The following is a 25,399-nucleotide window of genomic DNA, read 5'->3' as shown; positions in this document are numbered from 1 at the left end:
GGCGGGGGTCGCCGGGGGCGCGGAAGGTCGCGGGGCCCTGGGCCGGGGGCAGGGGGTTCTTCGAGGGGTTTCCACGCGGGCGGTGCCTTGGAGGTGGCGTGCGGTGGACGACGGCGTATGTTCCGGCGGCTCTCGGGCATGGGCGGGGGCCGGAGGTGGGCGTTCACTCGGAGTGAGGGGACGTCGGGTGGTCGGTCGGGGGATGCGGAAGTGGGGTGTGGAGATGGTTGAGGGGCCGTTCTTCGTGTTGGCTGTGCTGGGGGTGCTGGGGGCCGGGGTGGTGGCGGGTGTCTTCTGTGGGTTCTCGACGTTCGTAATGCGGGGCCTTGCCTCGTTGCCGCCCGCGCAGGGTGTGGCGGCGATGCAGGCGATCAACGTGGCCGCGGTGACGCCCCCCTTCATGCTGGTGTTCGCCGGTTCGGCGGTGCTGTGCGTGATGATCGCGGTGGTGACGTTCGTGGTGTGGCCCACCGACGGGAAGGTGGAGTTGCTGCTGGGCAGCGCGCTGTATCTCCTCGGATCCTTCGGGGTGACCATGGTCGCGAACGTGCCCCGCAACGACAGACTGGCCCGGATGACGCCGGGCACCGCGGAGGCGGCCGAGTTCTGGCCGGCCTACATACGCGAGTGGACCTTCTGGAACCACGTCCGGACCGCCGCCTCCGCCGCAGCCGCCCTCACGTATGTGCTCGCCGTGGCCTGATCCCCCCTGAGCCGCACCTTTCCCTCCTGAGCGGCTTCGGGGAGCCGGTCCGCCGCGCGCCGAGGGCAGCTCCGGGAAGAGCGCTGTCCGCCGCTCTGCGCAGGTGGCGGCGGCGACGTATCGTGGCCGGAAGAGTGCCGCGAGAGTGGCGTAAAAGTGCTGGATGAGAGCGCCGCACGGCGTAAGCAGCGCAGTACCCCGGTAGGTGTACGGGAGGTAGCCGACCATGGCCGATCCCAAGGGGTTCATGAACACGCCGCGCCAGGAATGGCCACGGCGGCCCGTCGAGGAACGGGTCCAGGACTGGGACGAGGTCTACGTCCCGCGAGCGCTGCTGCCCATCATCAGCAAGCAGGCCGACCGCTGTATGGACTGCGGCATTCCGTTCTGCCACGACGCCTGCCCGCTGGGAAATCTGATCCCCGAGTGGAACGACCTGGTGTCGCGGGAGGACTGGCGGGCGGCGAGTGACCGGCTGCACGCCACGAACAACTTCCCGGAGTTCACGGGACGGCTGTGTCCGGCGCCGTGCGAGGCGGGGTGCGTGCTCGCGATCAACCAGCCTGCTGTCACCATCAAGAACGTCGAGTGCGCGATCGCCGACCGGGCCTGGGAGGAGGGCTTCGCCCCGCCACGGCCTCCGGACCGGCTGACCGGAAAGACCGTCGCCGTGATCGGCTCGGGGCCGACGGGGCTCGCCGCCGCGCAGCAGCTGACGCGGGCCGGGCACACCGTGGCCGTGTACGAGAGGGACGACCGGATCGGGGGGCTGATGCGGTACGGCATCCCCGAATTCAAGATGGAGAAGCGGCATCTGGAGCGCCGGCTGGAGCAGATGCGGGCGGAGGGGACGAGGTTCCGAACGTCGACGGTGGTCGGGCGGGATGTCCCGGCGGCGGAACTGCGGACCCGGTACGACGCCGTGGTGATCGCCACGGGTGCGACGGCGTGGCGGGAACTTCCGGTACCGGGTCGAGAGTTGAACGGGATACACCAGGCGATGGAGTATCTGCCGCTGGCCAACCGGGTGTGTGAGGGGGATCTGGAGATCTCGCCGTTGTCTGCGGCGGGCAAGCATGTGGTGATCGTGGGGGGTGGGGACACCGGGGCGGACTGCCTGGGGACCGCGGTGCGGGAGCAGGCCGCGTCCGTGACCCAGTTGGACATCTACGCGCAGCCGGGTTCCGAGCGGGACGAGGCGGCTGAGCCGTGGCCGACGTACCCGAAGATCTACCGGCTGTCGGCCGCGCACGAGGAGGCGCGGGACCTGCGCACGGCTCCGGCGGCGGACGCGGACGCACGGTTGTTCGCGGCGTCCACGCTCCGCTTCGACGGGGACGAGAGGGGGCACGTTCGGTCGCTGCATCTGGTCGAGGTCGACGAGCGGCGTCAGCCGGTGGCGGGCAGCGGCCGGGAACTGCCCGCCGACCTCGTCCTGCTCGCGCTCGGCTTCTCCGGGCCCGATCGCGAGGACGGACTCATCGACCAACTGGGGCTGGCGCTGCAGCCTCGTGGCACGATCGCGCGGGACGGTGGCTTCGCGACGAACGTGCCGGGGGTGTTCGCCGCCGGTGACGCGGCACGTGGGCAGTCGCTCATCGTGTGGGCCATCGCGGAGGGGCGGGCGGTGGCGGCGGCCGTCGACCACTATCTGACGGGCCGTTCGTGGCTGCCGGCACCGATATCACCGTACGACCGGCCGATGGCCGTGTAGCGAGGGTCGTGGGGGGCCGGAGAAGGAGCGGGGGGAGCAGGGTTGGCCCGGCCTGGCCGGACGAGGCCGGACGGTTACCCGAGGGTCAGTTCTTCCGCTCGTCGGTGCCCGCGATCTTGCCTGTGGCGAGGGCTACCCGGTTCCAGGTGTTGATCGTGAGGATCAGGGCGAGGACGTGGGCGAGTTCCTGCTCGTCGAACTGGGCGGCGGCCTGGGCGTAGACGTCGTCGGGCACGCCCGCGTCGGCGACGAGGGTGACCGCCTCGGTCAGGGCGAGGGCCGCCTGCTCCTTCAGGGTGAAGAAGTGCCGGGCCTCGCGCCAGACGGCGACCATGTGCAGCCGGTCCTCGCTCTCGCCGGCCTTGCGGGCGTCGTTGGTGTGCATGTGGAGGCAGTAGGCGCAGTGGTTGAGGTGCGAGGCGCGGATCTGGATCAGCTCGACGAGTGCGGGGTCGAGGCCCGTGCGGGCGGCGGCGTCGAAGCCGATGAGGGCGCGGAAGACCTTCGGCGCGGACTTCCCGAAGTCCAGGCGGGTGCGGGCCGACTCGGCCGCGGCGATCGCGACGGCGGTACCGGCGGCGGGCGTGATGTTCGCGGAGTCGGTCGTGGTCGTGGTGTCCGTTGTGTTCGTGGTGTCCGTCGCGTGCATCGTGTTCGTCGTCATGTGCTTCAACCTACGGGCCCGAAAGACCGGCGGTAGGGTGCATTTCCATGGTGGATTCGTGGGTCAATTCGGCCGAGCGGATCGGTGCCGATCTGCATCTGGAGCTGTCGGGGCCGGGCGGTCGTCGGGCCGCGTTGATCCGCGCGTTGCGGGAGGCCGTGCGCGGCGGCCGGTTGGCGCCCGGTACCCGGCTGCCGCCGTACCGTTCGCTCGCCGCCGATCTGGGCGTGGCCCGCAACACGGTCGCCGACGCGTACGCGGAACTGGTCGCGGAGGGTTGGCTGACCGCCCGTCAGGGCTCGGGCACCCGGGTCGCGGACCGTACTCAGCCGCTGCGGCCCGCCGAACGGGTACCCAAGAAGTCGCCTCCCCGCGCGCGTGGGCCACGGCACGACCTGAGGCAGGGCACGCCGGACACGTCGGCCTTCCCGCGCGCGGCCTGGTCGGCCGCGTACCGCCGGGCGCTGCAGGCGGCGCCGAACGAGGCGTTCGGGCCGGGGGATCCCGCTGGTCGGCGCGAGCTGCGCGAGGCGCTCACCGAGTACCTCGCACGCGCGCGTGGCGTGCGCACCACGCCCGACCGGATCGTCATCTGCTCCGGCTTCGCGCACGCGCTGCGGCTGCTGTTCACGCAGGGCAGTCCGGGTGGGCAGGGCGGCGGGGGTGTGTTGCGTGGGCCGCTGGCCGTGGAGGCGTACGGGCTGGGTTTCCACCGCGAGCTGCTCGCGGCCGCGGGCGTACGGACCGTACCGCTTCCGCTGGACGAGCACGGGGCGCGCGTGGCGGAGCTGGGGCGTGAACGGGCCGTACTGCTCACGCCGGCGCACCAGTTCCCGACCGGGGGTCCGCTGCACCCGGAGCGGCGGTCCGCGGTGATCGACTGGGCACGCGCGCGTGGGGAGGTGGTCCTGGAGGACGACTACGACGGCGAGTTCCGGTACGACCGCAAGCCCGTCGGCGCGCTGCAGGGTCTGGACCCCGAGCGGGTGATCCACATCGGCTCGGTCAGCAAGAGCCTGTCGCCCGCGCTACGGCTGGGCTGGATGGTCCTGCCGGAGCGATATGTCGCACCCGTGCTCGCGGTCAAGGGCGAGCGGGAGGGGTGGGCGAGCGCCCTGGATCAGCTGGCGCTGGCGGACTTCGTGGTCTCGGGGTCGTACGACCGTCATGTGCGGCGGATGCGGCAGCACTACCGGCGCCGCCGTGACCGGCTGGTCGCGGCGCTCGCCGCACACGCGCCGCACATCGAGGTCACCGGCATCGCGGCCGGGCTGCACGCGGTGCTGAGGCTGCCGCCCGGCACCGAGCGGTCCGCGGTGAAGGCGGCCGACTGGCAGGGCATCGCCCTGGACGGCCTCGCCGCCTTCCGGCACCCGGAGACGGACATGCGGGCGACCGACGGGCTGGTGGTGGGGTACGCCACCCCGCCGGAGCACGCCTACGGAGCCGCCTTGGAGGCGCTGTGCGGGGTGCTGCCGCCGGGGTGACGTCTCGGGTCGCTTCTCCTGAGGGCGTGGGCGGAACCCACGAAACCCACGGAACCCACGGAGCCGACGGAAGGTCAGGTCACGTCAGGCAAGGCCAGGTCGAGTCAATTGATGTCAAGTCAGCAACAAAATAAGGAAGTCGAGCAAGAAGCAAGCACAGGTCGAGCCGGTCAGGAGAGCAGGAAGTCCGCCTCCCCCGCCTTCGCGCCCTCGATGAAGGCGGTCATCTCGTCCGTGGTGTAGATCAGCGCCGGGCCGTCCGGGTCGGTGGACTGGCGCACGGCGATCCGTCCGTCGGCCAGCTTCATCGCCTCCAGGCAGTTGCCGCCGTTGCCGCCGCTCCAGGGCTTGTGCCAGCCCTCGCTGCCCAACTCCCGTGCGGGCATGCCGTTGTAGACGCGACAGCGTGGCGTGATGCGATCCATTCACAGCTCCTTGCGGAGGTCCCGCAGGATCTCCTTCGTGCGTTGTGCCGTAGCGGCCTGCGCCGCCATGCGGTCCATGACCTCCAGGTGGGTCGCCACCTCGGAGCGCGCGTCCAGATAGACGGCGCCGGTCAGGTACTCGCTGTAGACCATGTCCGGCAGTTCCGACATGGCGAATCGGAAGAGCACGAAGGGCCCGTACGTCCCCGGGTGCGGCCCGTTGGCGAACGGCGCGACCTGGAGCGTCACATGGGGCAGCTTCGTGGCCTCGAGCAGTCTGTCGATCTGCGCGCGCATCACCTCCGGGCCGCCGATCGGGCGGCGCAGCGCGGTCTCGTCCATCACCACCCAGAAACGGGGCGCGTCGGGACGGGTGAGCAGTTCCTGTCGCTGCATGCGCAGGGCGACATGACGCTCGATCTCGTCGGGGCTCGTCTGGCCGATGGCGCCGGACCTGAGCACGCCACGCGCGTAGTCCTCGGTCTGCAGCAGGCCGGGGACGAAGTGCGGCTCGTAGGAGCGGATGAGGGAGGCGGCGCCCTCCAGGCTGACGTACATCGAGAACCAGCCCGGCAGGATGTCGTGGAACCGCTGCCACCAGCCGGGCTTGTTGGCCTCCTCGGCCAGTTGTACGAAGACGTCGGCCTCGTCGTCGGGTACGCCGTAGGCCCTCAGCAGCAGTTGCAGGTACGGGATCTTGAGGGCGACCTCGGCGGTCTCCATGCGGCGGATGGTGGCCGGGGCCACACGGAGGACGTGAGCGGCTTCCTCGCGCTTCAGCCCGGCGCGTTCCCGCAGGTCCAGCAGGCGGCGGCCGAGGACCACCTGACCCACGGTCGGCGCGGACCGCGGTTCGCTCACGTCCCACCTCCCACTGAAAGTCCCGCTCCGGCAAAAGAATCCCGACAGCCCTGCGGCGCCGTTCGAAGACTCGTCCGCCGATCCGGTCCGGATCGACGACGGTCCCAATTGGCGCCGCTCGACGTGCTGTTGCGAGCAGTGTGCCACGGTCCTTGACCGAGTCACACAGCACTCTGCACTTTTCAGAGTGACACTTGCCAAGTGTTCACGGCGGGGAGATAGTGGCAAGCGTGATTCCGTCCGCGCCCTTAGGCACAGAGGCCGCCGCAGACCGTTCCGGTCTCGGTGCCGCACCGGCAGAATCCCCTGGTGGGGGCGCTGCCGAGCGCCGGTTCCGCTTCGAGCTGGCCGCACATTCGGGTTCCCCCGCACAGGCGAGACGCCTGACGCGTGCCCGGCTCGCCGGCTGGTCGGTGTGCGCCGACATCTGTGACGACGCGGCCCTGGTCATATCCGAGCTGGTCACCAACGCGATCGTGCACACCGCGAGCAGCCGCGTGGTGTGCGAGCTGCACGATCACGACGACACGGTGCGCATAGCCGTGCGCGACGAGGGCTGCGCTCCGGGTGAACCCCACCCGTCCGCTCAGCGGCCCGATGAGGAGCACGGGAGGGGATTGCTTCTCGTCGACACGCTGTGCCGGGCCTGGGGGGCCCAGGAGCACGGGCCGGGCCTGCTGGTCTGGGCCGAACTGCCCCGGCAGACCGACGCGGCCCACGACACCGCGGAGCCGCGCAACGACCTCGGCTGGGGCGCGCGCCCCAAGCCGGACTCCTCGCGCGGCCCGGGCGAGGGCGAGCCGACGAAGGCCTGGCACGGGGCGGCTCCAGCGACCCCGGTGGTTCCGGCGGTCCCGGCCGCCCCGACGGTCCCTGTCGCGCGCGACCACGGGTGGGGACGGACGTGAGCGGCGCCGACGGTTTCGGAGACTCGCTGGGCCTGAACACCCTGGTGCGCCTCGGGCGCCGACGGCACGCACCGGGCCCGACGCCTCTCCGGCTACCCGTGCCCGAGGGCATGACGGCCCCGCTCGGCTGTGACGCCGTGGCCGTGCCGGACCTGATCGGACAGCAGATCGTGCCGCGTCTGCCCCGGATGGGCTGTGTATACGCCGACGGCTCGCGCTGGTGGTGGATCGTTCCGTCGGACTCCGACTACGCCCTCTCCTGGCCGGCCCCCGCCCACTACGCCCCCGGCGCCCTGGTCCCCCGCGCCGCCCGCCTGATCCACCGCTCGGAGGGCACGGTCCCCTACACCCCGCCGATCCCGCTGTATCTGGCTCTGTGCCGGGTGACGGGTACGACCCCGGACTGGTCCCGCTCCATCTCGGCGTGATCGCTCGCGACCGCCGCGCGACCGCTGCGCTCGGCTCGGAGTGACCGGGGTTCGTTCGGCTCGACTGATCGCTGTGCTCGGCCCGGAGTGACTGGTTCGCTCGGCTCGGCTGACCGCTGCGCTCGGCTCGGCGTCATCGCTGCGCTCGCCCGACCGTGAGCGGTGGACGCCGGGTGGAGACCGGGCACCCCCCGCACGCCCCCAGTACCCCCTCGCGCGCCCTGCCCCGTTGCGGTCCCGCCCGGAATAGTGGCCGTTCGGTCAGGGCGCGGGGGAGGTTCGCTGTGCGGAAGAGGCGGGGCGCGGGTGGGCCCGAGGTCTCGGAGTCGGAGCGGCTGCTGTTCGGGGGGCCGCTGCGGTACGACATGGGGTGGAACGAGCATGCCGACGCGTTCCTGGAGCTGAGCTTCCGGGCGATGGTGGCACGGCTGCCCGGCATGCTGGCCTCCAGTCTCCGGCTGGCCCTGCAGGCCGACCCGCGGGCCGCGCGGACCGTGCTGGCCGCCGAGGTGGGCCGGGGTCTGGCCCAGGCGGTGAGCCTGCTGGCCGTGAACAGCGCGCTCGGCAGGCTGCTCGCCGGTCCGGACGTCGGACAGCGGCTCCGTGCCGCCGCCCCCGCCCTGGTCGTCATGGCCGCCGTCCTGCTGGTCGCGGCGCTCCTGCGGGCCGCCTCCACCTACGCCACCGGGCGGCTCGAACCCAAGGTGGAGCGGGTGGCGACCGAGCTGTACCTGGAGCGGGCGGCCAACGTGGAGCTGGCCGCGATCGAGGACCACGCCTTCCACAAGCTGCTGGACACCGCGCAGTACGGCGCCTCGTCCGCGCGCCGCATGATCTCGTACAGCGCCCGCGTGATCAACGCGATGATCTCGCTGATCGCGGCGGCCGGCGTGCTGACGGTGCTGCACCCCGCGCTGCTGCCGCTGCTGGTCACCATGACGCTTCCCAGTGCCTGGAGCGCCCTGACCAACGCCCGGCGCCGCTACGAGTCCTTCCACACCTGGGTGCAGCACGCCCGGGCCGGCCATCTGATCGCCGGTCTGCTCACCGAGCCGGCTGCCGCCCCGGAGATCCGGGTGCACGGGGTCGGCCCCTTCCTGCTGCGGCATTTCCGGGCCATGTCGGAGACCGCGGAGGCGGAGCAGGCCCGGCTGTCCCGGCTGGCCGCGCGGACCGGTCTGATCGCCGCCACCTGGACCGGCCTGGCGACCCTCGCCACGTACGCCACGCTGGGCGCGTTGCTGCTGGCCGGCGCGATGGCCCTGTCGGTGGCCGGTACGGCGGTCATCGCGATCCGCACCGGGTCGGCGAGCCTCGACACGCTCGTACTGGAGGTCAACGCGCTGCACGAGGAGGCTCTGTTCGTCGGGGACCTGCAACGGCTGTACGTGGAGGCGGCCGAGCGGGCGATCCCGGTGGGCGGGGAGCCGCTGCCCGAGCACCCGAAGGAGATCCGGTTCGAGCGGGTCACGTTCAGCTATCCGGGCGATGCGTGGCCCGGTGCCACGGATTTGGGTGACGCATGTTCGGATGCGGCACCTTCGGATGATTCATATTCGGGTGACTCGTACTCGGGTGACGTGACCGGTCCCGCGGCCCGTCCCGCGCTGGACGATGTGACCCTCACTCTGCCCCTCGGCCGGATCATCGCGCTCGTCGGTGAGAACGGTTCGGGCAAGACCACCCTGGTCAAGCTGCTCGCCGGCCTGTACACACCGGACCGGGGCCGGATCCTCTGGGACGGCGTCGACGCGGCGACCGCCGACCGGCGGATGCTCGCCGAGCGCGTCGCGATGGTGGCCCAGGACTTCAAGCGGTGGCCGTTCACCGCACGGGTGAACGTGGCAGTCGGCCGTTCCTCCGCGCCGCTCACCGAGGAGCGGCTGGCCACGGCGGTCGCGGAGGCGGGAGCCGAAGAGGTGGTCGCGGACCTGCCGCGTGGCCTGGACACCCTGCTGGCCCGGAACTTCAGCGGCGGGCACGAGCTGTCCGGCGGCCAGTGGCAGCGCCTCGGCATCGCCCGGGCCGCCTACCGGCGCGGGCAGATCCTGATCGTGGACGAGCCGACGGCGGCGCTGGACGCGCGGGCGGAACTGGAGGTGTTCGAGAAGATCCGGGCACTGGCCGGCAGCGGCCAGACCGTGGTGCTCATCACCCACCGGCTGGCCTCGGTCCGCCACGCCGACCTGGTCCATGTGCTGGAGCAGGGGCGGCTGGTGGAGTCCGGGACCCCGGAGGAACTCCTGGCCAAGGGTGGTGTCTACGCGGAGCTGTACGCGCTGCAGGCGGAGCAGTTCACGACGACGACACCGGCAGGCACACCGACCCGGCCCCCGACCCCGACGTCGGAACCGGAACCGGTACCGGCTTCGGAACCGGCACCGGCTTCGGAACCAGCCTGAGCCGCCCCACCCTCACAGCCGCCTCACTCGACGGCGTCACGTCCGCGCACGATCACCAGAAACGTGTCCGTGGCAAGGTCCATCACGACCTCGGCGGGCAGGCCTTCGAGCCGCCGCGCATGGGCGAACTCCTCCGCGGGCCACGATCCGCGCGGTCCACCGGCGGGAAAGCGCTCGAGCACGGTTCGCCCGTTCACCATCTCGCACCTCCACAAGGCGTCGTACTTATTGGAGTTAACGCCCTGGGGAGGGGTGACGCCTCGCTCAGTGACCCGACTGAGACGTAGTTGACACCCGTTCACAGCGGACCGTGAGGACCCGTTCACGTTGCGACACAGACCGCACGTACGGCGACCCGGTCGGCACGATTCGTGTCAGTTCTCGTACTCGTCGTGGAACCGGAGCCGGTCGCTGCCGTACGGGCGGCGGCCGAGGGCGGTCAGGTCGAGCAGCCCGCCGACGGTGCCGAGGCCGTCCAGCCCGTCGTCGTACACCGAGTAGGTGTGGAAGACCCGGTCGCGATCCCGCAGGAAGCAGCTGAGTCCGGGGCGCTCGACCAGCTCCCCGTCCCGTTCCACGGTCGCCTCGAAGTCGCGGTTGAAGTCGCTGTGGCACGAGGAGTACCACGGCACCGTCCAGCCCATCCGCGCCTTGAACGGCAGGATCCGGGTGAACGGCGCCTGGGAGACGGCCGCGAAGGCGGTGTTGCGGGCGCGCAGATGGGCGAGGTGGCCGATCTGGTCGAGGAAGGCCGAGCAGCAGGGGCAGCCGGCCTCCCACCCCGGCGCGAACATGAAGTGATGGACGATCAGCTGGGCCCGGCCCTCGAACAGGTCGAGGAGGGTGGCCTTGCCGTCGCCGCCCTCGAAGACGTACTCCGGGTCGGCCTCGACCATCGGCAGCTGCCGCCGCTCGGCGTTGAGCACCTCGCGCGCCCTGCTGACCGCCTCCTCCTTGCGCAACAACTTCTCGCGCGCCGCCCGCCACTGCTCACGCGAGACGATCTCCGGAAGCGACATGGGCCCTCCTGTCCTACGGTCCGTTCTGGGTGCTGACCGTCGGGGTGAGCGAAACTCATCGCCGCGCGCCGAGAATTTTTCACGGCTCGGAGCCTGCGTTCAGGTTCCGAGTCCGCGCCGCTCCAACTCGGCGGCGACGGCGGGGACATCGAGGGCCGGCAACGCGCGGTCGCGCAACAGGCCCTGTCCATCGGCTCGTCATTCATCGGCTCGCCGACTCATCGGTCCGGCGGCAGGCCCAGCACCTCCGCGGCCTCCTCCACGGCACGCACCAGGGCCTTCGGCTCGGGCCGCAACGCGCTCACCACCTCGTCGATCTGACGCAGCCCGGCGCGCTCCAGCAACCGCTTCTCGTTCGTCACCCACTCCCCGCGTGCCGCGAGCACGGCGTGGCCGGCCTGTACGGCGGCGGTGGCAAGGGCGCCGGCGACCTCGGTGAGGCGGGCGTGCGGGGCGTGGTTGGCCTTGGCGTAGCCGAGCGTCGCGCGGGCGGTGCCGTACCAGCGCTCCGGGGCGGTGCGGCGCAGCGCGTCGGGGTAGGAGGCGGGGCGGGGCAGCCGTCCGCGCAGGACCTGGTTGACGGCCAGCTCGGCCACGATCAGGTAGGTCGGGATTCCGGCGAGATGGAACAGCAGCGGCTCCACCCTGAACCTCCCCTGTTCCGCCTCGGCCAGCTCGTGCTCCACGACGTCCAGGTCCCGGTAGTGCACGTCGACCCGCCGCCCGTCGACGGTCAGCCAGGCCCCGCCGTTGAACACGCCGCCACCCCAGCCGCCGACCTCGATACCTCGCCCTCCCAGCCGAGGGCGCGCAGGTCGTCGGAGTCGAAGGGGCCCCGGTAGTAGACGGCCAGTCCCAGTCGCTGTCAGGGGTGTGGGTGCCCTGGGCTCGGGAACCGCCGAGGGCCACGGCCTGGACCGTGGGGAGGGTGGCGAGACGGTCGGCGATGGTGTCCAGGAACGTCTGGTCGGTGTCGGACGGCATGAGGGCTCCGGCGGGTGGGGCAGACAGGGGTGGCGAGGTGCGCGTGAGGCGCGGGGTGCGCGGGGTGTGCGTGAGGTGCGAGGTTTCGGGGTGCGAAGTCGCGGCGAGCGTACGTACGCGCCACTCGTCCCGCGAGGCCATTTCCCTCCCCAGGCGGGGCGGCGAGTCGTGACCTCGGTGATATTCGGATGCGGTCATGGCCGGACAGGGCCCATCATCAGGGGCAGTTGACGGAGATCACGGCCACTGCCGTCGTACCGAGGAGGCACGTCTGTGAGCGCAGGTACTGGGCCGGAGGTCGTGCTGCGCCGGGCGGCGGGCCCTGATGCCGCCGACGTCGCCGATGTCTGGCTGCGGTCGTACACCACCGCCCTGCCCTCCGTCGTCCGGGCGCGCTCCGACGACGAGGTACGCGACTACATCCGGGACGTCGTGGTGCCGTCGCGGGAGACCTGGGTCGCGGAGGCGGGCGGTGCCGGGATCGTGGGCATGATGGTGCTCGCCGGGGACCTGCTGTCCCAGCTGTATCTCGACCCCGACTGGCGCGGGCGCGGCATCGGCGACCGGTTCGTCGCACTGGCCAAGGAACGCAGTCCCGGCGGGCTCACCCTGTGGACCTTCCAGGTCAACAAGCCCGCCCACCGGTTCTACGAGCGCCACGGATTCATCGCCGTCGAGCACACGGACGGCAGCGGGAACGAGGAGCGGGAGCCGGATGTGCGGTACGTGTGGCGGCCCTGAGCCGAGCAGCACACCTCAGCCCTCGGCAGCCTCAGCCCTCGGCAGCCTCACCCCCTCCCGGCCTCCCCCACCTCCGCGTCTTCGTCAACGGCTTCCCGTACCCGCCCACCCGGCTCGTCGTGAGCCCCAGCGTGACCAGTGACTCCGCGAGCTTCACGGCCGCTCCGACCCCGTCGACCACCGGAAGCCCGAGCTTCTCCCCCACCACCCGCTGCAGACCGGTCATCCCGGCGCAGCCCAGCACCAGGACCTCGGCGCCGGCCTCGCGGGCCCGTTCGGCGGCGGAGAGGAAGGCGGCCTCGGTGCGTGCCGGGTCGTCGGCGAGGTCGAGGACGCCGAGGCCGGTGCCGGTGACGAGGGCGCAGTTACGGGCCACGCCCGCGGTCTCCAGACTGTCCTCGATCTGGCCGCGGGACCGGTCGAGGGTGGTGACGACGCCGTAGCGCCGCCCGAGGAGGCAGGCGAGGTGGGCGGCGGCCTCGGTGATGTCGACGACCGGTACGTCCACCAACTCCCGTACGCCTTCCCGCCCGTGCTCGCCGAAGCCGGCCATGACGACGGCGTCGTACGGCGGTCCGTCGTAGGTGCGCAGCGTGTCGAGGACGGCGGCGGCGGAGAGGTAGCTGTCGAGCCAGCCCTCGGCCGACTCGGGACCCCACGCGGGGGTCAGCCCGGCGACGGTGGTGCCCGGGGCCGCAGCGGCCCGGGCACCTCGGACGATCTCCTCGGTCATCTCCTGCGTGGTGTTGCAGTTGGTGACGATGATCCGCACGTCCGTCAGCCTTCCACCCCGGCCGTCTCAGCCGCGCCGGCCGCCCGCTCGCCCCGGCACAGCCCCAGGTACAGGCCGGCGGCCAGCGCCGTGCCGATGAACCAGGAGTACGGCGCCACGTCGCTGAAGTCCTTCACCAGCGCCAGCACCGCGGCGACCGCGGCGGAGGGCAGGAACGCCCACAGCGCCTTGGGGTTGACGCCCTTGCGGTAGTGGTAGCGGGCGCCCGGGGTGGCGTCGAAGAGTTCGTCCACGTTCACCCGGCCACGCTTGACCGCGTAGTAGTCGACCATGATCACGCCGAACAGTGGGCCCAGGAAGGCGCCGAGGCCGCCGAGGAAGTAGTTGACCACGGTCGGGTTGGAGAAGAGGTTCCAGGGGGTGACGACCAGCGCGGCGACCGTGCTGATCATGCCGCCGACCTTGAAGGTGATCTTCTGCGGCCAGACGTTGGCCAGGTCGTACGCCGGTGAGACGAAGTTGGCGACGATGTTGACGCCCATCGTGGCGACGGCGAACGTCAGCGCGGCGACCACCAGCACCCAGGTGTTGCCGACCTTGGCGACCAGCTCGGCCGGGTCGGTGATGGCCTTGCCGAAGACCTTCAGCGAGCCGGCCGTGACGATGACGGAGACGACGACGAAGGCGGTCGAGTTGATGGGCAGGCCCCAGAAGTTGCCGCGCCGGACGGTCCGGTAGTCGGGTGCGAAGCGGGAGAAGTCGCAGAAGTTGAGCATCAGGGTGCCGTAGGTGGCGAGGATCAGGCCGATCGCGCCGAAGCACTGCCGCCACTGTTCGCCGGTGGAGACCAGGTGCGGGGTGGAGGTGAGCGAGATGCTCCAGTGGGCCTTGGCCAGGACCCAGAGCGCCAGCGCGATCATCACGAGCCAGATCGCGGGGCCGCAGAAGTCCTGGAACTTGCGCACGGACTCCATGCCCCGGCTGATGATCAGCGCCTGGATCAGCCAGAGGGAGAGGAAGGAGATCCAGCCGAGGGAGTCCAGGCCGAGGAAGGAGTTGTGCGTCAGCGACTCCAGGCCCGGCCAGGCCGCCAGCAGCATCACGTTGACGGCGACGGAGGCCAGATACGTCTGGATGCCGTACCACATGATGGCGATCACGGCCCGGATCAGCGCCGGGATGTTGGCGCCCCAGACGCCGAAGCTGATGCGGCTGACGACCGGGAAGGGCACGCCGTGGCGCTGGCCGATCCGGCCCATCCAGTTCATGCCGATGAAGATCAGCACGAAGCCGGCCAGCAGGGAGGTGAAGACCTGCCAGACGTTCATGCCGAGGACCAGCAGGCCCGCGGCGAAGGTGTAGTTGCCGAGGTTGTGGACGTCGGACATCCACATGGCGAACAGGTCGAAGACCTTCCAGTTCCGCTCCCGAGCGGGAGCCAGGTCCTCGTTGGTGAGGCGCGGGTCGGGGACGAACGCGGTGGCGCCGGTGGCTTCGGCGCGGTCGGCTAGGGACACGGGGGCCTCCCTGAGCGAGGGGACGGAGGAGGAGGTCATTTGGTATACCAAACTGTCGCCATGGTCCCGCCGTCAAGGGTTCGGACCGATGTCATTGCCATGACGTCTCCGTAAAAGCACCGCAGGATCGGCGAAGATGAACCCCATGAGCCCCACGACGACCAGCTCTGCGACGGCGAAGACCGAACCCCTCGGCGCGGTGCGCGAGCGTGTCCTGGCCACGCTGCGGCAGGACATCATCGCGGGCCGGCTGGGCCCCGGGGACCGGCTCGTCGAGCGGGAGCTGGCCGAGCGATTCGGCGTCTCCCGGGTACCGGTACGGGAGGCGATCCGCGCCCTGGTCGCCGAGGGCTTCGTCCTGTTCGAGTCGGCGCGCCGTACGGTCGTACGCCGGCTGACCCCGGCCGACGTCAAGGAACTCTTCGAGCTGCGCGAGGCGTTGGAGGTGTACGCGGCCGGACTGGCCGCAGCACGGGCGACTCCCGAGGCACTGGCCGAGCTGCGGGAGCTGCTGGACGAGGCGGCGACGGCGACGAAGGCGGGTGAGGGCGAGGCGATCACGGACATCAACACGCGCTTCCACGACCGCATCCTGGCCATGGCCGGCAACAGCCTGCTCATCTCGGTCATGGAGCCGGTCGACGGCCGGCTGCGCTGGCTCACCCGGCAGAACGAGGAGTGGCCCCAGCTCCTCACCGAACACCGCGACCTGTACGAGGCCATCGCCTCCGGCGACCCGGACCGCGCCCGCGCCCACACGCTCGAACACGTCCGCGCCAACTACCGCTCGACGGTTCGGCACCTGTTCGGGGAGGACGCCGAGATCCTCTGAGGGCAACGCGCCCGCCCACGAGGGCAACGCGCCCCCCCTCAGGGCACCGCGCCCGCCCACCTTGTCCCGGGGGGCAGCTACGGCACCCCTGCCGCCCGTGCCGCCGTGCGCAGCACCTCGCGCAGCATCTCGGGGGTCAGTCGGCCGGTGAACGTGTTGCGCTGGCTGACGTGGAAGCAGCCGAACAGGTCCAGGTCGGCGAGGCCCTTCGGGCCGTCCGCGTCGGCGAGGGTGACGCGGGCGCCGTGGGCGAAGGCCGGACGGGGGCGGGGCACGACCCAGCCCGCCTCGGCGAACGCGGGCAGCGCCGCCTGCCAGCCGAAGGCGCCGAGGATCACGGCGGCCCGGAGCGTCGGGCGCAGCAGCTTCAGTTCCTGGACCAGCCAGGGCCGGCAGGTGTCGCGTTCGCCCGGGGTGGGCTTGTTGGCGGGCGGGGCGCAGTGCACGGGCGCGGTCACCCGGACGCCGTACAGTTCCAGTCCGTCGTCGGCGCTGACGGAGGTGGGCCCCGACGCCAGCCCCACGTCGTAGAGCGCCTGGTAGAGCACGTCTCCGGAGCGGTCGCCGGTGAACATGCGGCCCGTGCGGTTGCCGCCGTGCGCGGCGGGGGCCAGCCCGATGATCACCAGTCGGGCATCGGCCGGCCCGAAGCCCGGCACCGGCCGCCCCCAGTACGTCCAGTCCGCGTACGCGGCCCGCTTGGTCCGGGCCACCTCCTCCCGCCATTCGACGAGGCGGGGGCACGCCCTGCAGCCCGCGATACGCCGGTCGAGCCGGTCCAGGGGGCTGCTGTCGTCCATGGGGCCACGGTATGCCCGGCCTGGCGAGTGCATGGCCGGACTTCAGGCGGGGGCGGGCTGATGGGCGGGAGAACCCGGCGGTGAGGCCGGAGACCGGAGAAGCGAACGGTCAGGAAAAATGCGTCCAGATCCACCGCCCCGGCGCGTTAGGGTCGGCGTATGGCTTTGGCTTCCGACGATGGCGACGAGAACGTGAACCGTGACACCGGCGGCCCGGCCGGAACGGCTCCCACCCCGGATGCCCAGGGTTCCGGAGCCGCCGACGTCCGGCCCGACGCCCAGCCGACCGACCCGGCGATCGCTGCCGCGGTGGCCGCCGCCGATGCCGCCGGGCCCGCGGCGGGTGAGACGGTACGGATCGACAGCTGGATCTGGGCCGTCCGCCTGATCAAAACCCGCTCCCTGGGCGCCACCGCCTGCCGTGGCGGACACGTCCAGGTCAACGGCGAGCGCGTGAAGCCCGCCTACTCCGTGCACGTCGGCGACGAGGTGCGCCTCCGGCAGGACGGCCGGGAACGGGTCGTGATCGTCAAGCGCCTGATCCGTAAGCGGGTCGGCGCCCCGATCGCGGCCCAGTGCTACATCGACAACTCCCCTCCGCCACCGCCCCGCGAGGCCGTGGCCCCCGCCGGTCTCCGCGACCGCGGTGCTGGCCGCCCCACCAAGCGGGACCGCCGCGAGATGGAACGCCTGCGCGGTCTGGGCGGCCCGGGCGCACTGGGCGGCCGAGCCGGCCGGGGCACCCCTGGCGGCGCGGGCGGCCCGGGAGCCCCCGGCAGCCTGGGCGGACCCGGCGGTTTCGGCGGGCCGAGCAAACGCCCCAAGGGACGCTGAGCCACCCTCGTCCGCGCCCCCTCCCGGCGGCGGGCCGGTGACGCCGGCCGCTCTCAGCCCAGCCGCACACCCGCGACACCGACCGAACCCAGCCGCACACCCGCGACACCGACCCAACACAGCCGCATACCGGCGACCGAACGCAGACGCACAACGGCGACCGAACCCAGACGCACACCGGCGACGCCGACCGAGCCCCCGTGACCCGGTCGGCGTCGCCCGCGGTGTTCCGCGCGGGTCACGCCCGGCGTCCTCCGTGGCGGACCAGTCGCAGCAGGTCCGCGTTGTGGCCGCGCCGGGCCCAGGCGATCAGCGCGAGCGGCACGATGAGGATCAGTGGGGTGGCCGCGTACTGGCCGTCGAAGACGGTGAGCTGAACGATGAACGCTCCCACCATGAGCGCGCTCAGCGCCAGCGCCGCGACGGACTGCAGGACCGGCACCAACAGCGCGATCCCTCCGGCCAGTTCGAGCGCGCCGATGATGTACATGCCCGCGCTGCCCCAGCCGATCTTGTCGAAGGACTCGACGGCCGAGGGATGCGCGATGAGCTTGGGCAGCGCGCTCGCGATCGCGTAGAAGAGGGCGAGCAGCACCTGCACCGTGCGCAGGGCGATCCGGGCGACGCGGCCGCGGGTGGTCGGGGAGGACGCGGCGGACGTCACGGGGGCGGTGGTCTCGGACATGGGGTTCTCCTGGGTGAAGCGGTCCCGGTTGGTGTCACCGAGATAGACCGGCCGGGCCCCGAGAACTCATCGCGCGCACGTCACCGGAATCGCGCGCACGTCACCGGAATCGCCCTCACCCAGATCCCGTCCGGGGTCAGATACGTGTCCACCTCCAGTCCCGCCTCCGCCAGCGCTTCCTCGAACTGCTCCTTCGTCAACGGCCGGCTCCGGAACGTCTGCGTCCAGACCGCGTCCGGGAACACATACTCGGCCCGCACCGAGTTCACCCCGTCGCCGACCGGCTCCGACGACACGATCCGCACGGTGAAACCGCTCGGGTCGACCCGCTCCCTCGGCACCTTCGCGTGATAGTCCGCTCCCTCCCGCTGGATGAGCACGCAGCCGCCCTCCGCCACGTGCCGGGCGCAGGTGCGCAGCATGCCCCGGCGCACCTCGACGTCACCGGCGTGGACGAGGAACGACGCGAGCATGACCACGTCGAACCGCTCGCCCAGGTCCAGGTCCTCGATCGGACCGCATATCGTGCGCGCCCCGCGGACGCGGCCGAGCATCTCCGCGGACTCGTCGACCGCGGTGACCGTGAAGCCGCGCTCCAGCAGGGGGTGGGTCACCCGGCCCACTCCGCTGCCCAGCTCCAGGATGTGCGCCCCGGCGGGCACGGCAGCGGCGATGACGTCCGGCTCGTCTCCCACCGGAAGCCGGGCGTACAGCTCGACCGCGCAGCCGTCCGGGGTGATCGCACCGGGTCCCGTTCCCTCGTATCCCTCACGCATTTCGACCGTCATGCCCGAACAACGGACGGCCTCCGCACGCCCGTTCCCGCCCGGACCCGGTTCACCACTTCGAGCTATTCACCCCCGGAGCGGGAACCCTCTGCCCGAGCCGGAGTCATCCATCCCGAGCGGGAACCAGCCATGCCCGATGTACCAGTGGCCGCCCGCCCGCAGATGATCGCCGACGGCTCGCTCCACGGACGTGCGTCGCGGCAGCTCGGCGAGGGGCAGGTCCGGGTCCCCGAAGACGAACTGGACGGGCTCGGTGTCGGCCGGTTCGGTGTCCTCGCGGGCGACCCGGAACCGCCCCTGGAACCGGATGATGTTGGACTCCGCCGGCAGGTACCGCTTCAACTGCGGGTCGAGCAGCCAGGAATGGCACAGCGCGGCCACGAGGTGCTCTTCCGGGAAGTGCAGGGCGAAGAACTCCCGGGCCAGCTCCAGGGAGCGGTCGCAGGCGGAGGGCGTCAGCGGACCGTGGAAGTCGGGGATGTGCAGGTTCAGGCAGGGCGTGCCGGGCGCCGCGTCCAGGCCGGCGGCGCGGATCGCCGAGGCTGAGCGCTGCCCCAGCCGCGCCCGCTCGAACTGCAGCCGCCCCAGCTGGTACAGCTCGCCGCGGAAGTGCCGGACGAGCCAGCGCCGCGCCTGCACCCCGGCCGTGCCGTGCCGTCTGCGGTGCACCGCCATGTTCCGGCCCAGGTCGGCGAGCGTGCGCCGGGAGATCTCGGAGGGGATGCCGCGTTCCCGGTGCAGAGCGAGCGTGTGCGGGAGCGCGGCGAGGAAGACGAACACGGCGAAGGCGCCGCCCAGGGCGGCGGGCGGCGAGGCGAACCGTTCCTCGAGATCCGGCGTGCGGCCCGTCTCCGCCGGGTCCCGCAGCAGCTCCTCGGCGCACTCGGCGAGCAGTCCCAGCACGCCCGGATCACCCGCGACCGTGCGCCGCAGCGCGACCAGTTCGTTGATGTCCTCGTGCGGCACGGCCAGGTCGAGGAGCAGTTCGGGCAGGTCGTCGGCGTCCGGCAGCACCGCGTGTCCCCTCCGGCGCACGTCGTTGATGAACGTCCCGGACGAAGAGTACGTTGCAGTGAGGAGTGGAGATCCGATGCGTACGGGCAGTGAACCGGCGACCGCGCGCAGTGCGCTGCGGGCCCGGTTGTGGCTGAGCGTCTGGGGACTGGCCTGGGCGATCTTCGGTACGGCGGCGTTCGCGCTCGTCGGACGCCCGGGCTGGGCGGCCGCGTGCGGCGTGCTGTGGCTGGTGGCCACGATCGACATGACCATGATCCTGCGGCACATCCGGCAGGGCCCGCACTATCAGCCGGGCCGGGACGTGCCGCCGTACCCGCCGCCGGACACCGGACCCCCCTACCCCCGGACGCCCCGGCACCGCCACCCCTGAGGGGGCGCGCCGACCACCGTCCCTGACGGGGACGGCACGCCTGCCCTGAGGCTCGGCGGCGCCTCTGGCGAAACCGCCGACGCTCAGGAGTCGAAGTGGGCCGCCTTCAGGTACTCCGGGTTGGGGTCCAGCGCGGCGGCCAGCCGGAAGTGGCGCCTGGCCTGGTGGGACCTGCCCTGGCGCTCGTAGGTGCGGGCGAGCGCGAAGTGCGCGAACGCGTTGTCCGGCTCGCGCTCCAGCACGATGGTGAACTCGAGTTCGGCGGGCCGCAGTTGAGCGGCCGCGAAGAAGGCACGCGCGCGGAGCAGGCGGGCCGCGGTGCTCTCGGGGTGCGCGGCGATCACTTCGTCGAGCAGCTTCACCGCGCCCCGCGGATCCCGCGCATTGAGCAGCTGCTCGGCGGCGCGAAAGTCGATGACATGCGTCTCCGGAGTACGTCCGGTCGAACCGCTGGTCTCGGGCACGGCGAAATCCTTCCCTCGCTGCGGTATTTCAACGCCAGTACGGGGCCTGCTATTCCGCGCCCCGGCCGTCGTGGGCCTCGCCCGCCTGCCGTACGAGGTCGTCCCACACCTCCGCCACGCGCTTCTTCAGCTCGTCCAGGGGTACGTCGTTGTCGATCACGATGTCCGCGATCTGCCGGCGCTGCTCGCGGGTCGCCTGCGCGGCCATGCGCGCGCGTGCGTCCTCCTCCGTCATGCCGCGGAGCCGGACCAGCCGGTCGAGCTGGGTCTCGGGGCTCGCGTCGACGACGATCACCAGGTCGTACAGCGGTGCCAGGTTGTTCTCGGTGAGGAGCGGGACGTCGTGGACCACGACGGCGTCGGGGGCGGCGGCGCTCTCCAGTTCGCGGGAGCGGGCGCCCACCAGGGGATGCACGATCGAGTTGAGGACGGCGAGCTTCGCGGGGTCGGCGAAGACGACGGAGCCGAGCCGGGGCCGGTCCAGGCTCCCGTCCGGGGCGAGGATCTCCTCGCCGAAGGCCTCGACGACGGCGGCGAGGCCGGGGGTTCCGGGCGCCACGACCTCGCGCGCGATGCGGTCCGCGTCGATCAGCACGGCCCCGTGCTCCACGAGCAGCCGGGACACCTCGCTCTTGCCGGCGCCGATGCCACCGGTCAGGCCCACTTTCAACATGAGCGGAAGCTTAGGCCCTGCCACTGACAGGGCCACCCCTTGGTAGCCGACTGGTAGCCGGCGGACGACCGCCTAGTTCTCGCCCTCCCGCTCCGCCAGGAACCGCTCGAACTCGCGCCCGATCTCGTCGGCGGACGGGATGTCGACCGGCTCGGCGAGCATGTTGCCCCGGGTCTCGGCGCCGGCGGCGGCGTCGTACTGGTGCTCCAGGCCCTGGACGAGCGAGGTCAGCTCCTCGTCGCCCTCCTGAATCTGCCGGTCGATCTCGGTCTGCGTGCGGTGCGCTTCCGTGCGCAGGGAGTGCGCGACGCCCGGAAGGACGAGTCCGGTGGCGGCCGTCATGGCCTCCAGGACGGTCAGCGCCGCGTCGGGGTACGGGGAGCGGGCGATGTAGTGGGGAACGTGCGCGGCGACGCCCAGGACGTCGTGGCCGGCCTCCATGAGGCGGTACTCCACGAGCGACTCGGCGCTGCCGGGCACCTGTGCCTCGTCGAAGGGGCTGCGGTGGCCCGGGACGAGGTCGGTGCGGTTGCCGTGCGGGGTGAGGCCCACGGGGCGGGTGTGGGGGACGCCCATGGGGATGCCGTGGAAGTTCACGGACAGGCGGACGCCGAGCCGCTCCACGATCTGCCGTACGGCCGCCGCGAACCGCTCCCACTCCACGTCCGGTTCGGGACCGGACAGCAGCAGGAAGGGGGCGCCGGTGGCGTCCTGGACGAGGAGGACCTCGATGGAGGGCACCTCGTAGTCGGTCCAGCGGTTCCGCTTGAAGGTCAGCAGCGGGCGCCGGGCCCGGTAGTCGACGAGCCGGTCGTGGTCGAAACGGGCCACGACCTGGTGGGGCAGTGAGTCGAGGAGCCGTTCGACGATCTGGTCGCCGGTCTCCCCCGCGTCGATGTATCCGTCGAAGTGGTAGAGCATGACAAGACCGGCCGACTCCTGGGCGAGCGCCATGTCGACGACGGCCAGGCCCTTCGGCTCCCATGCGTACAAACCCTGCGGATCAAGCACTGTGACCGCTCCTCCTCGTGTTCCTAGGTCACAACGCGCTCTGGACGATGGGCATTCCCGCGCCCCGCCGCTGATCAGGCATCTCGCTCCGCGCATCTTGACGCCCCGTCAACTGGTCCGTACCTTCGCAAGGACCGATGTTCACATGCACAGCCATTGTTCACGTACACGATCGGCCCCGACGTCGGCGGCGAGAACGTCGACATCAAGGAGGGCACGACCGGCGCGCGGATCATCGGCAACACCTTCGACGGCAGCGGCCTGACCGGCGCCAACTACGACGACTCCTGGGTCGACGTGAAGGGCAACGACGTCAACGACGGCTACCAGACCCACACCCAGCAGTCCGGCTGAGGCTGCGGCACGGTCTTCCGGAACAACACGTCGACTCTGACCGGCGCCGCCGGCTCCACCCAGCTGGCGATCGACGTGACCAACTACTACGGCACGAGCCGCGGGACAACGGTCTACAGCAGCAACACCGTGACGGGCGGCAAGGGCCTGACCAACGTCCCGGTCACTTCCTGAGAAGTGCCCGGAAACTCCGAGGGGCCGCACCTCGAAAGGTGCGGCCCCTCAGTGGCTATCAGCTAAGCCCAGCGGCTGGCGCTCAGCTCTGGCCGCCCGCCAGCTTCTCGCGCAGCGCGGCGAGCGCCTCGTCCGAGGCCAGGGCACCGGAGGTGTCCGCGCCCTCGGAGGAGTACGAACCGCCGGTCGCGGCCGGAGCGGCGGCCTCGCCGCCACCCTCGGCGGCAGCGGCAGCGTCCGCCTCGCGCGACTTGATGACCTGCTGCTGGTGCTGCTCGAAGCGCTGCTGCGCCTCGGCGTACTGGCGCTCCCACTCCTCGCGCTGCTTCTCGTAGCCCGGCAGCCAGTCGTTGGTCTCCGGGTCGAAGCCCTCGGGGTAGATGTAGTTGCCCTGGTCGTCGTAGGACGCGGCCATGCCGTAGAGGGTCGGGTCGAACTCGACCTCCTCCGGGTGGGCACCGAAGGACTCGTTGGCCTGCTTCAGCGAGAGGCTGATGCGACGACGCTCGAGGTCGATGTCGATGACCTTGACGAAGATCTCGTCGTTGACCTGGACGACCTGCTCCGGGATCTCCACGTGGCGCTCGGCCAGCTCGGAGATGTGGACCAGGCCCTCGATGCCCTCGTCCACGCGGACGAACGCACCGAACGGAACCAGCTTCGTGACCTTGCCGGGCACGACCTGGCCGATCTGGTGGGTGCGGGCGAACTGCTGCCACGGGTCTTCCTGGGTCGCCTTCAGCGACAGGGAGACGCGCTCGCGGTCCATGTCGACGTCGAGAACCTCGACGGTGACCTCCTGGCCGACCTCGACGACCTCGGACGGGTGGTCGATGTGCTTCCAGGACAGCTCGGAGACGTGGACCAGACCGTCGACGCCACCCAGGTCCACGAAGGCACCGAAGTTGACGATCGAGGAGACCACGCCGGAGCGGACCTGACCCTTCTGGAGGGTCGTGAGGAACGTCTGGCGGACCTCGGACTGGGTCTGCTCCAGCCAGGCACGGCGGGACAGGACCACGTTGTTGCGGTTCTTGTCCAGCTCGATGATCTTGGCCTCGAGCTCCTTGCCCACGTAGGGCTGGAGGTCGCGGACGCGGCGCATCTCGACCAGGGAGGCCGGGAGGAAGCCGCGGAGGCCGATGTCGAGGATGAGACCACCCTTGACGACCTCGATGACGGTACCGGTGACGATGCCGTCCTCTTCCTTGATCTTCTCGATGGTGCCCCAGGCACGCTCGTACTGGGCGCGCTTCTTCGAGAGGATCAGGCGGCCTTCCTTGTCCTCCTTCTGGAGAACCAGGGCCTCGATCTCGTCGCCGACGGCCACGACCTCGTTCGGGTCGACGTCGTGCTTGATCGAGAGCTCGCGGCTCGGGATGACACCTTCGGTCTTGTAACCGATGTCGAGCAGGACCTCGTCCCGGTCGACCTTCACGATGACGCCGTCGACGATGTCGCCGTCGTTGAAGTACTTGATCGTCTCGTCGATCGCGGCGAGGAAGGCTTCCTCGTTACCGATGTCGTTGACCGCAACCTGCGGGGTGGTGGCGGTGGTCTCGGTGCTGCTCGTCATGTGGGAAAGGGCTCCGGTACGGACATTGAAGTCGTAGGCACTGCTTACGCCGGGAGCCCGTTTCGCTCTGCAGAAGCCGGACAGCCAAGGAAGCGCCTCACCAGAAACTGGTGATGGCGCCTCGACAACCGAGGGGACATACAACAGATGCGAGCGCAGCCTGCTACGTCTGAGGAGCGCAGGCCCGCAGCGCAACTTGTAGCATACGGGGGCGGCCGGGCAGGGTCAATGCGCGAAGCCGCACACCCGGGGCGGATCGCCGCATACCCGGCACAAGAATCGTCCCAGGAGGCCACGCAGGGCTGCGGGACCCCTTCCGTGACACACGTCCGGCGGGCACTCGTCCGGCGGGCACTCGCCCGGCGGGTTGGACGGAAGAGTACGACGAGGGAGCCGATCATCCAAGAGCCTGAACCGCTCGACCCTGAGGGGTTCGAGCCCGAAGCAACCCGACGTGACGCGGGCGTGGCGGAGAGCAGCCGGGCCAACCGGGGCTGGTGGGACCGCAACGCGGACGAGTACCAGATCGACCACGGCACGTTCCTCGGCGACGACCGCTTCGTGTGGGGCCCCGAGGGCCTGGACGAGGTGGAGGCCGAGCTGCTCGGCGCGCCGGAGGACCTGAAGGGCAAGGAGGTCCTGGAGATCGGCGCGGGCGCGGCGCAGTGCTCGCGCTGGCTGGCCGCCCAGGGCGCCCGTCCGGTCGCGCTGGACCTCTCGCACCGCCAGCTGCAGCACGCCCTGCGCATCGGCGGATCGTTTCCCCTCGTCTGCGCCGACGCCGGCGCGCTGCCCTTCGCGGACGGCTCCTTCGACCTGGCGTGCTCGGCGTACGGGGCGCTCCCGTTCGTGGCCGATCCACGGCTGGTGCTGCGGGAGGTGCGCCGGGTGCTGCGGCCGGGCGGCCGGTTCGTCTTCTCGGTGACGCACCCGATCCGCTGGGCGTTCCCGGACGAGCCCGGCCCCGAGGGGCTGTCGGTGGCGGCGTCCTACTTCGACCGCACGCCCTACGTCGAGCAGGACGACCAGGGCCGCGCGGTCTACGTGGAGCACCACAGGACGCTCGGCGACCGGGTCCGGGACATCGTGGCGTCCGGCTTCCGGCTGGTGGACCTGGTGGAGCCGGAGTGGCCGGTCTGGAACACCTCGGAGTGGGGCGGCTGGTCCCCGCTGCGCGGGAACCTGATCCCCGGCACGGCGATCTTCGTGTGCGAGCGGGACTGAGCGACTGCATA

Annotated in this window: 26 protein-coding genes and 2 pseudogenes; 12 read left to right on the top strand and 16 right to left on the bottom strand. The window is 71.3% G+C overall.

What is annotated here, in order from left to right:
- Positions 1–223: 223 nt before the first annotated feature.
- Together ABZ865_RS04715 and ABZ865_RS04710 are read left to right on the top strand one after the other, a co-directional pair.
- Positions 224–703: an anthrone oxygenase family protein gene (locus tag ABZ865_RS04715; RefSeq protein WP_361224394.1), complete on the top strand. Its 480-nt coding sequence runs from the start codon at positions 224–226 to the stop codon at positions 701–703.
- Positions 704–929: 226 nt separating this feature from the next.
- Positions 930–2,417, top strand: coding sequence for a glutamate synthase subunit beta (locus tag ABZ865_RS04710; protein WP_361223721.1), 1,488 nt, complete (start codon positions 930–932; stop codon positions 2,415–2,417).
- A gap of 85 nt (positions 2,418–2,502) precedes the next feature.
- On the opposite strand, the gene ABZ865_RS04705 is transcribed toward ABZ865_RS04710, so the two are convergent.
- The gene (locus ABZ865_RS04705; protein ID WP_361223718.1) at positions 2,503–3,081 is read right to left on the bottom strand and encodes a carboxymuconolactone decarboxylase family protein; all 579 of its coding nucleotides are present in this window, start codon (positions 3,079–3,081) and stop codon (positions 2,503–2,505) included.
- Positions 3,082–3,128: 47 nt separating this feature from the next.
- Between ABZ865_RS04705 and ABZ865_RS04700 the strand changes: the two genes are divergently transcribed.
- Positions 3,129–4,568 carry a PLP-dependent aminotransferase family protein gene (locus ABZ865_RS04700; RefSeq protein ID WP_361223715.1) on the top strand — a complete coding sequence of 480 codons (1,440 nt, stop codon included), beginning with the start codon at positions 3,129–3,131 and terminating at the stop codon, positions 4,566–4,568.
- Between the two features lie 170 nt (positions 4,569–4,738).
- On the opposite strand, the gene ABZ865_RS04695 is transcribed toward ABZ865_RS04700, so the two are convergent.
- Entirely contained in the window at positions 4,739–4,993 is a 255-nt protein-coding gene (locus ABZ865_RS04695; protein ID WP_361223713.1) for a DUF397 domain-containing protein, read from the bottom strand.
- Positions 4,994–5,854, bottom strand: coding sequence for a helix-turn-helix transcriptional regulator (locus ABZ865_RS04690; protein WP_361223711.1), 861 nt, complete (start codon positions 5,852–5,854; stop codon positions 4,994–4,996). It abuts the gene before it with no gap.
- A gap of 221 nt (positions 5,855–6,075) precedes the next feature.
- Between ABZ865_RS04690 and ABZ865_RS04685 the strand changes: the two genes are divergently transcribed.
- The 3 genes from ABZ865_RS04685 (at position 6,076) to ABZ865_RS04675 (ending at position 9,592) form a co-directional block, all read left to right on the top strand.
- Positions 6,076–6,762, top strand: a complete 687-nt coding sequence (locus ABZ865_RS04685; protein ID WP_361223708.1) for an ATP-binding protein — start codon at positions 6,076–6,078, stop codon at positions 6,760–6,762.
- Positions 6,759–7,190 carry a hypothetical protein gene (locus ABZ865_RS04680; protein ID WP_361223705.1) on the top strand — a complete coding sequence of 144 codons (432 nt, stop codon included), beginning with the start codon at positions 6,759–6,761 and terminating at the stop codon, positions 7,188–7,190. Before ABZ865_RS04685 ends, ABZ865_RS04680 begins: the two co-directional genes overlap by 4 nt.
- 284 nt (positions 7,191–7,474) lie before the next feature.
- Positions 7,475–9,592 (top strand): ABC transporter ATP-binding protein, encoded by a 2,118-nt coding sequence (locus tag ABZ865_RS04675; protein WP_361223702.1) that lies wholly within the window; start codon positions 7,475–7,477, stop codon positions 9,590–9,592.
- A gap of 23 nt (positions 9,593–9,615) precedes the next feature.
- Here ABZ865_RS04675 and ABZ865_RS04670 read toward each other — a convergent pair whose 3' ends face one another.
- The 3 genes and pseudogenes from ABZ865_RS04670 to ABZ865_RS04660 all read right to left on the bottom strand — a co-directional run bounded on the left by ABZ865_RS04670 (position 9,616) and on the right by ABZ865_RS04660 (position 11,595).
- The gene (locus ABZ865_RS04670) at positions 9,616–9,792 is read right to left on the bottom strand and encodes a hypothetical protein (RefSeq protein WP_199842770.1); all 177 of its coding nucleotides are present in this window, start codon (positions 9,790–9,792) and stop codon (positions 9,616–9,618) included.
- A gap of 174 nt (positions 9,793–9,966) precedes the next feature.
- On the bottom strand, positions 9,967–10,611 hold the full coding sequence (locus ABZ865_RS04665) for a DUF899 domain-containing protein (protein ID WP_361223698.1): 645 nt from the start codon (positions 10,609–10,611) through the stop codon (positions 9,967–9,969).
- A 218-nt stretch (positions 10,612–10,829) separates the two neighbouring features.
- Positions 10,830–11,595: pseudogene (locus ABZ865_RS04660) on the bottom strand (nucleotidyltransferase domain-containing protein).
- Positions 11,596–11,868: 273 nt separating this feature from the next.
- Between ABZ865_RS04660 and ABZ865_RS04655 the strand changes: the two are divergent.
- Positions 11,869–12,336: a GNAT family N-acetyltransferase gene (locus ABZ865_RS04655; RefSeq protein WP_361223695.1), complete on the top strand. Its 468-nt coding sequence runs from the start codon at positions 11,869–11,871 to the stop codon at positions 12,334–12,336.
- 31 nt (positions 12,337–12,367) lie between these two features.
- On the opposite strand, the gene ABZ865_RS04650 is transcribed toward ABZ865_RS04655, so the two are convergent.
- Together ABZ865_RS04650 and ABZ865_RS04645 are read right to left on the bottom strand one after the other, a co-directional pair.
- Complete coding sequence (locus tag ABZ865_RS04650; protein WP_361223691.1) at positions 12,368–13,108, bottom strand: aspartate/glutamate racemase family protein; 741 nt, start codon at positions 13,106–13,108, stop codon at positions 12,368–12,370.
- Between the two features lie 5 nt (positions 13,109–13,113).
- Positions 13,114–14,586, bottom strand: a complete 1,473-nt coding sequence (locus tag ABZ865_RS04645; RefSeq protein ID WP_361223688.1) for an NCS1 family nucleobase:cation symporter-1 — start codon at positions 14,584–14,586, stop codon at positions 13,114–13,116.
- Between the two features lie 145 nt (positions 14,587–14,731).
- On the opposite strand from ABZ865_RS04645, the gene ABZ865_RS04640 reads away from it, so the two are divergent.
- Positions 14,732–15,418: a GntR family transcriptional regulator gene (locus ABZ865_RS04640; RefSeq protein WP_361223685.1), complete on the top strand. Its 687-nt coding sequence runs from the start codon at positions 14,732–14,734 to the stop codon at positions 15,416–15,418.
- 77 nt (positions 15,419–15,495) lie between these two features.
- On the opposite strand, the gene ABZ865_RS04635 is transcribed toward ABZ865_RS04640, so the two are convergent.
- Entirely contained in the window at positions 15,496–16,218 is a 723-nt protein-coding gene (locus ABZ865_RS04635; RefSeq protein ID WP_361223682.1) for a uracil-DNA glycosylase, read from the bottom strand.
- 165 nt (positions 16,219–16,383) lie between these two features.
- On the opposite strand from ABZ865_RS04635, the gene ABZ865_RS04630 reads away from it, so the two are divergent.
- Complete coding sequence (locus ABZ865_RS04630) at positions 16,384–17,052, top strand: RNA-binding S4 domain-containing protein (RefSeq protein WP_361224391.1); 669 nt, start codon at positions 16,384–16,386, stop codon at positions 17,050–17,052.
- 238 nt (positions 17,053–17,290) lie between these two features.
- Here the strand turns inward: ABZ865_RS04630 and ABZ865_RS04625 are convergent, their stop codons facing one another.
- From ABZ865_RS04625 to ABZ865_RS04615, 3 genes are all read right to left on the bottom strand, one after another.
- Positions 17,291–17,737 (bottom strand): DoxX family protein, encoded by a 447-nt coding sequence (locus tag ABZ865_RS04625; protein ID WP_361223679.1) that lies wholly within the window; start codon positions 17,735–17,737, stop codon positions 17,291–17,293.
- Positions 17,738–17,817: 80 nt separating this feature from the next.
- Complete coding sequence (locus ABZ865_RS04620) at positions 17,818–18,513, bottom strand: class I SAM-dependent methyltransferase (protein WP_361223676.1); 696 nt, start codon at positions 18,511–18,513, stop codon at positions 17,818–17,820.
- A gap of 78 nt (positions 18,514–18,591) precedes the next feature.
- Positions 18,592–19,539 carry an acyltransferase domain-containing protein gene (locus ABZ865_RS04615; protein ID WP_361223673.1) on the bottom strand — a complete coding sequence of 316 codons (948 nt, stop codon included), beginning with the start codon at positions 19,537–19,539 and terminating at the stop codon, positions 18,592–18,594.
- 76 nt (positions 19,540–19,615) lie between these two features.
- Between ABZ865_RS04615 and ABZ865_RS04610 the strand changes: the two genes are divergently transcribed.
- Positions 19,616–19,912: a DUF6343 family protein gene (locus tag ABZ865_RS04610; protein WP_361223670.1), complete on the top strand. Its 297-nt coding sequence runs from the start codon at positions 19,616–19,618 to the stop codon at positions 19,910–19,912.
- Positions 19,913–19,995: 83 nt separating this feature from the next.
- On the opposite strand, the gene ABZ865_RS04605 is transcribed toward ABZ865_RS04610, so the two are convergent.
- The 3 genes from ABZ865_RS04605 to ABZ865_RS04595 all read right to left on the bottom strand — a co-directional run bounded on the left by ABZ865_RS04605 (position 19,996) and on the right by ABZ865_RS04595 (position 22,060).
- Positions 19,996–20,376 (bottom strand): tetratricopeptide repeat protein, encoded by a 381-nt coding sequence (locus ABZ865_RS04605; RefSeq protein WP_361223667.1) that lies wholly within the window; start codon positions 20,374–20,376, stop codon positions 19,996–19,998.
- A gap of 49 nt (positions 20,377–20,425) precedes the next feature.
- Complete coding sequence (coaE, locus tag ABZ865_RS04600; RefSeq protein WP_361223664.1) at positions 20,426–21,049, bottom strand: dephospho-CoA kinase; 624 nt, start codon at positions 21,047–21,049, stop codon at positions 20,426–20,428.
- 72 nt (positions 21,050–21,121) lie between these two features.
- Entirely contained in the window at positions 21,122–22,060 is a 939-nt protein-coding gene (locus ABZ865_RS04595) for a PAC2 family protein (protein ID WP_361223661.1), read from the bottom strand.
- A 168-nt stretch (positions 22,061–22,228) separates the two neighbouring features.
- Here ABZ865_RS04595 and ABZ865_RS04590 point away from each other — a divergent pair.
- A pseudogene (locus tag ABZ865_RS04590) lies at positions 22,229–22,588 on the top strand (sheath polysaccharide-degrading enzyme); the annotation flags it as partial.
- Between the two features lie 82 nt (positions 22,589–22,670).
- On the opposite strand, the gene rpsA reads toward ABZ865_RS04590, so the two are convergent.
- Complete coding sequence (gene rpsA, locus ABZ865_RS04585) at positions 22,671–24,164, bottom strand: 30S ribosomal protein S1 (protein ID WP_361223658.1); 1,494 nt, start codon at positions 24,162–24,164, stop codon at positions 22,671–22,673.
- Between the two features lie 399 nt (positions 24,165–24,563).
- Here rpsA and ABZ865_RS04580 point away from each other — a divergent pair, with 399 nt between their 5' ends.
- Positions 24,564–25,388: a class I SAM-dependent methyltransferase gene (locus ABZ865_RS04580; RefSeq protein ID WP_361224388.1), complete on the top strand. Its 825-nt coding sequence runs from the start codon at positions 24,564–24,566 to the stop codon at positions 25,386–25,388.
- The last annotated feature ends 11 nt before the right edge of the window (positions 25,389–25,399 follow it).

The organism is Streptomyces sp. NPDC047085 (genome assembly GCF_040643735.1).
Classification (GTDB): Bacteria; Actinomycetota; Actinomycetes; order Streptomycetales; family Streptomycetaceae; genus Streptomyces.
This window is presented reverse-complemented; position numbering and strand designations above follow the sequence as displayed.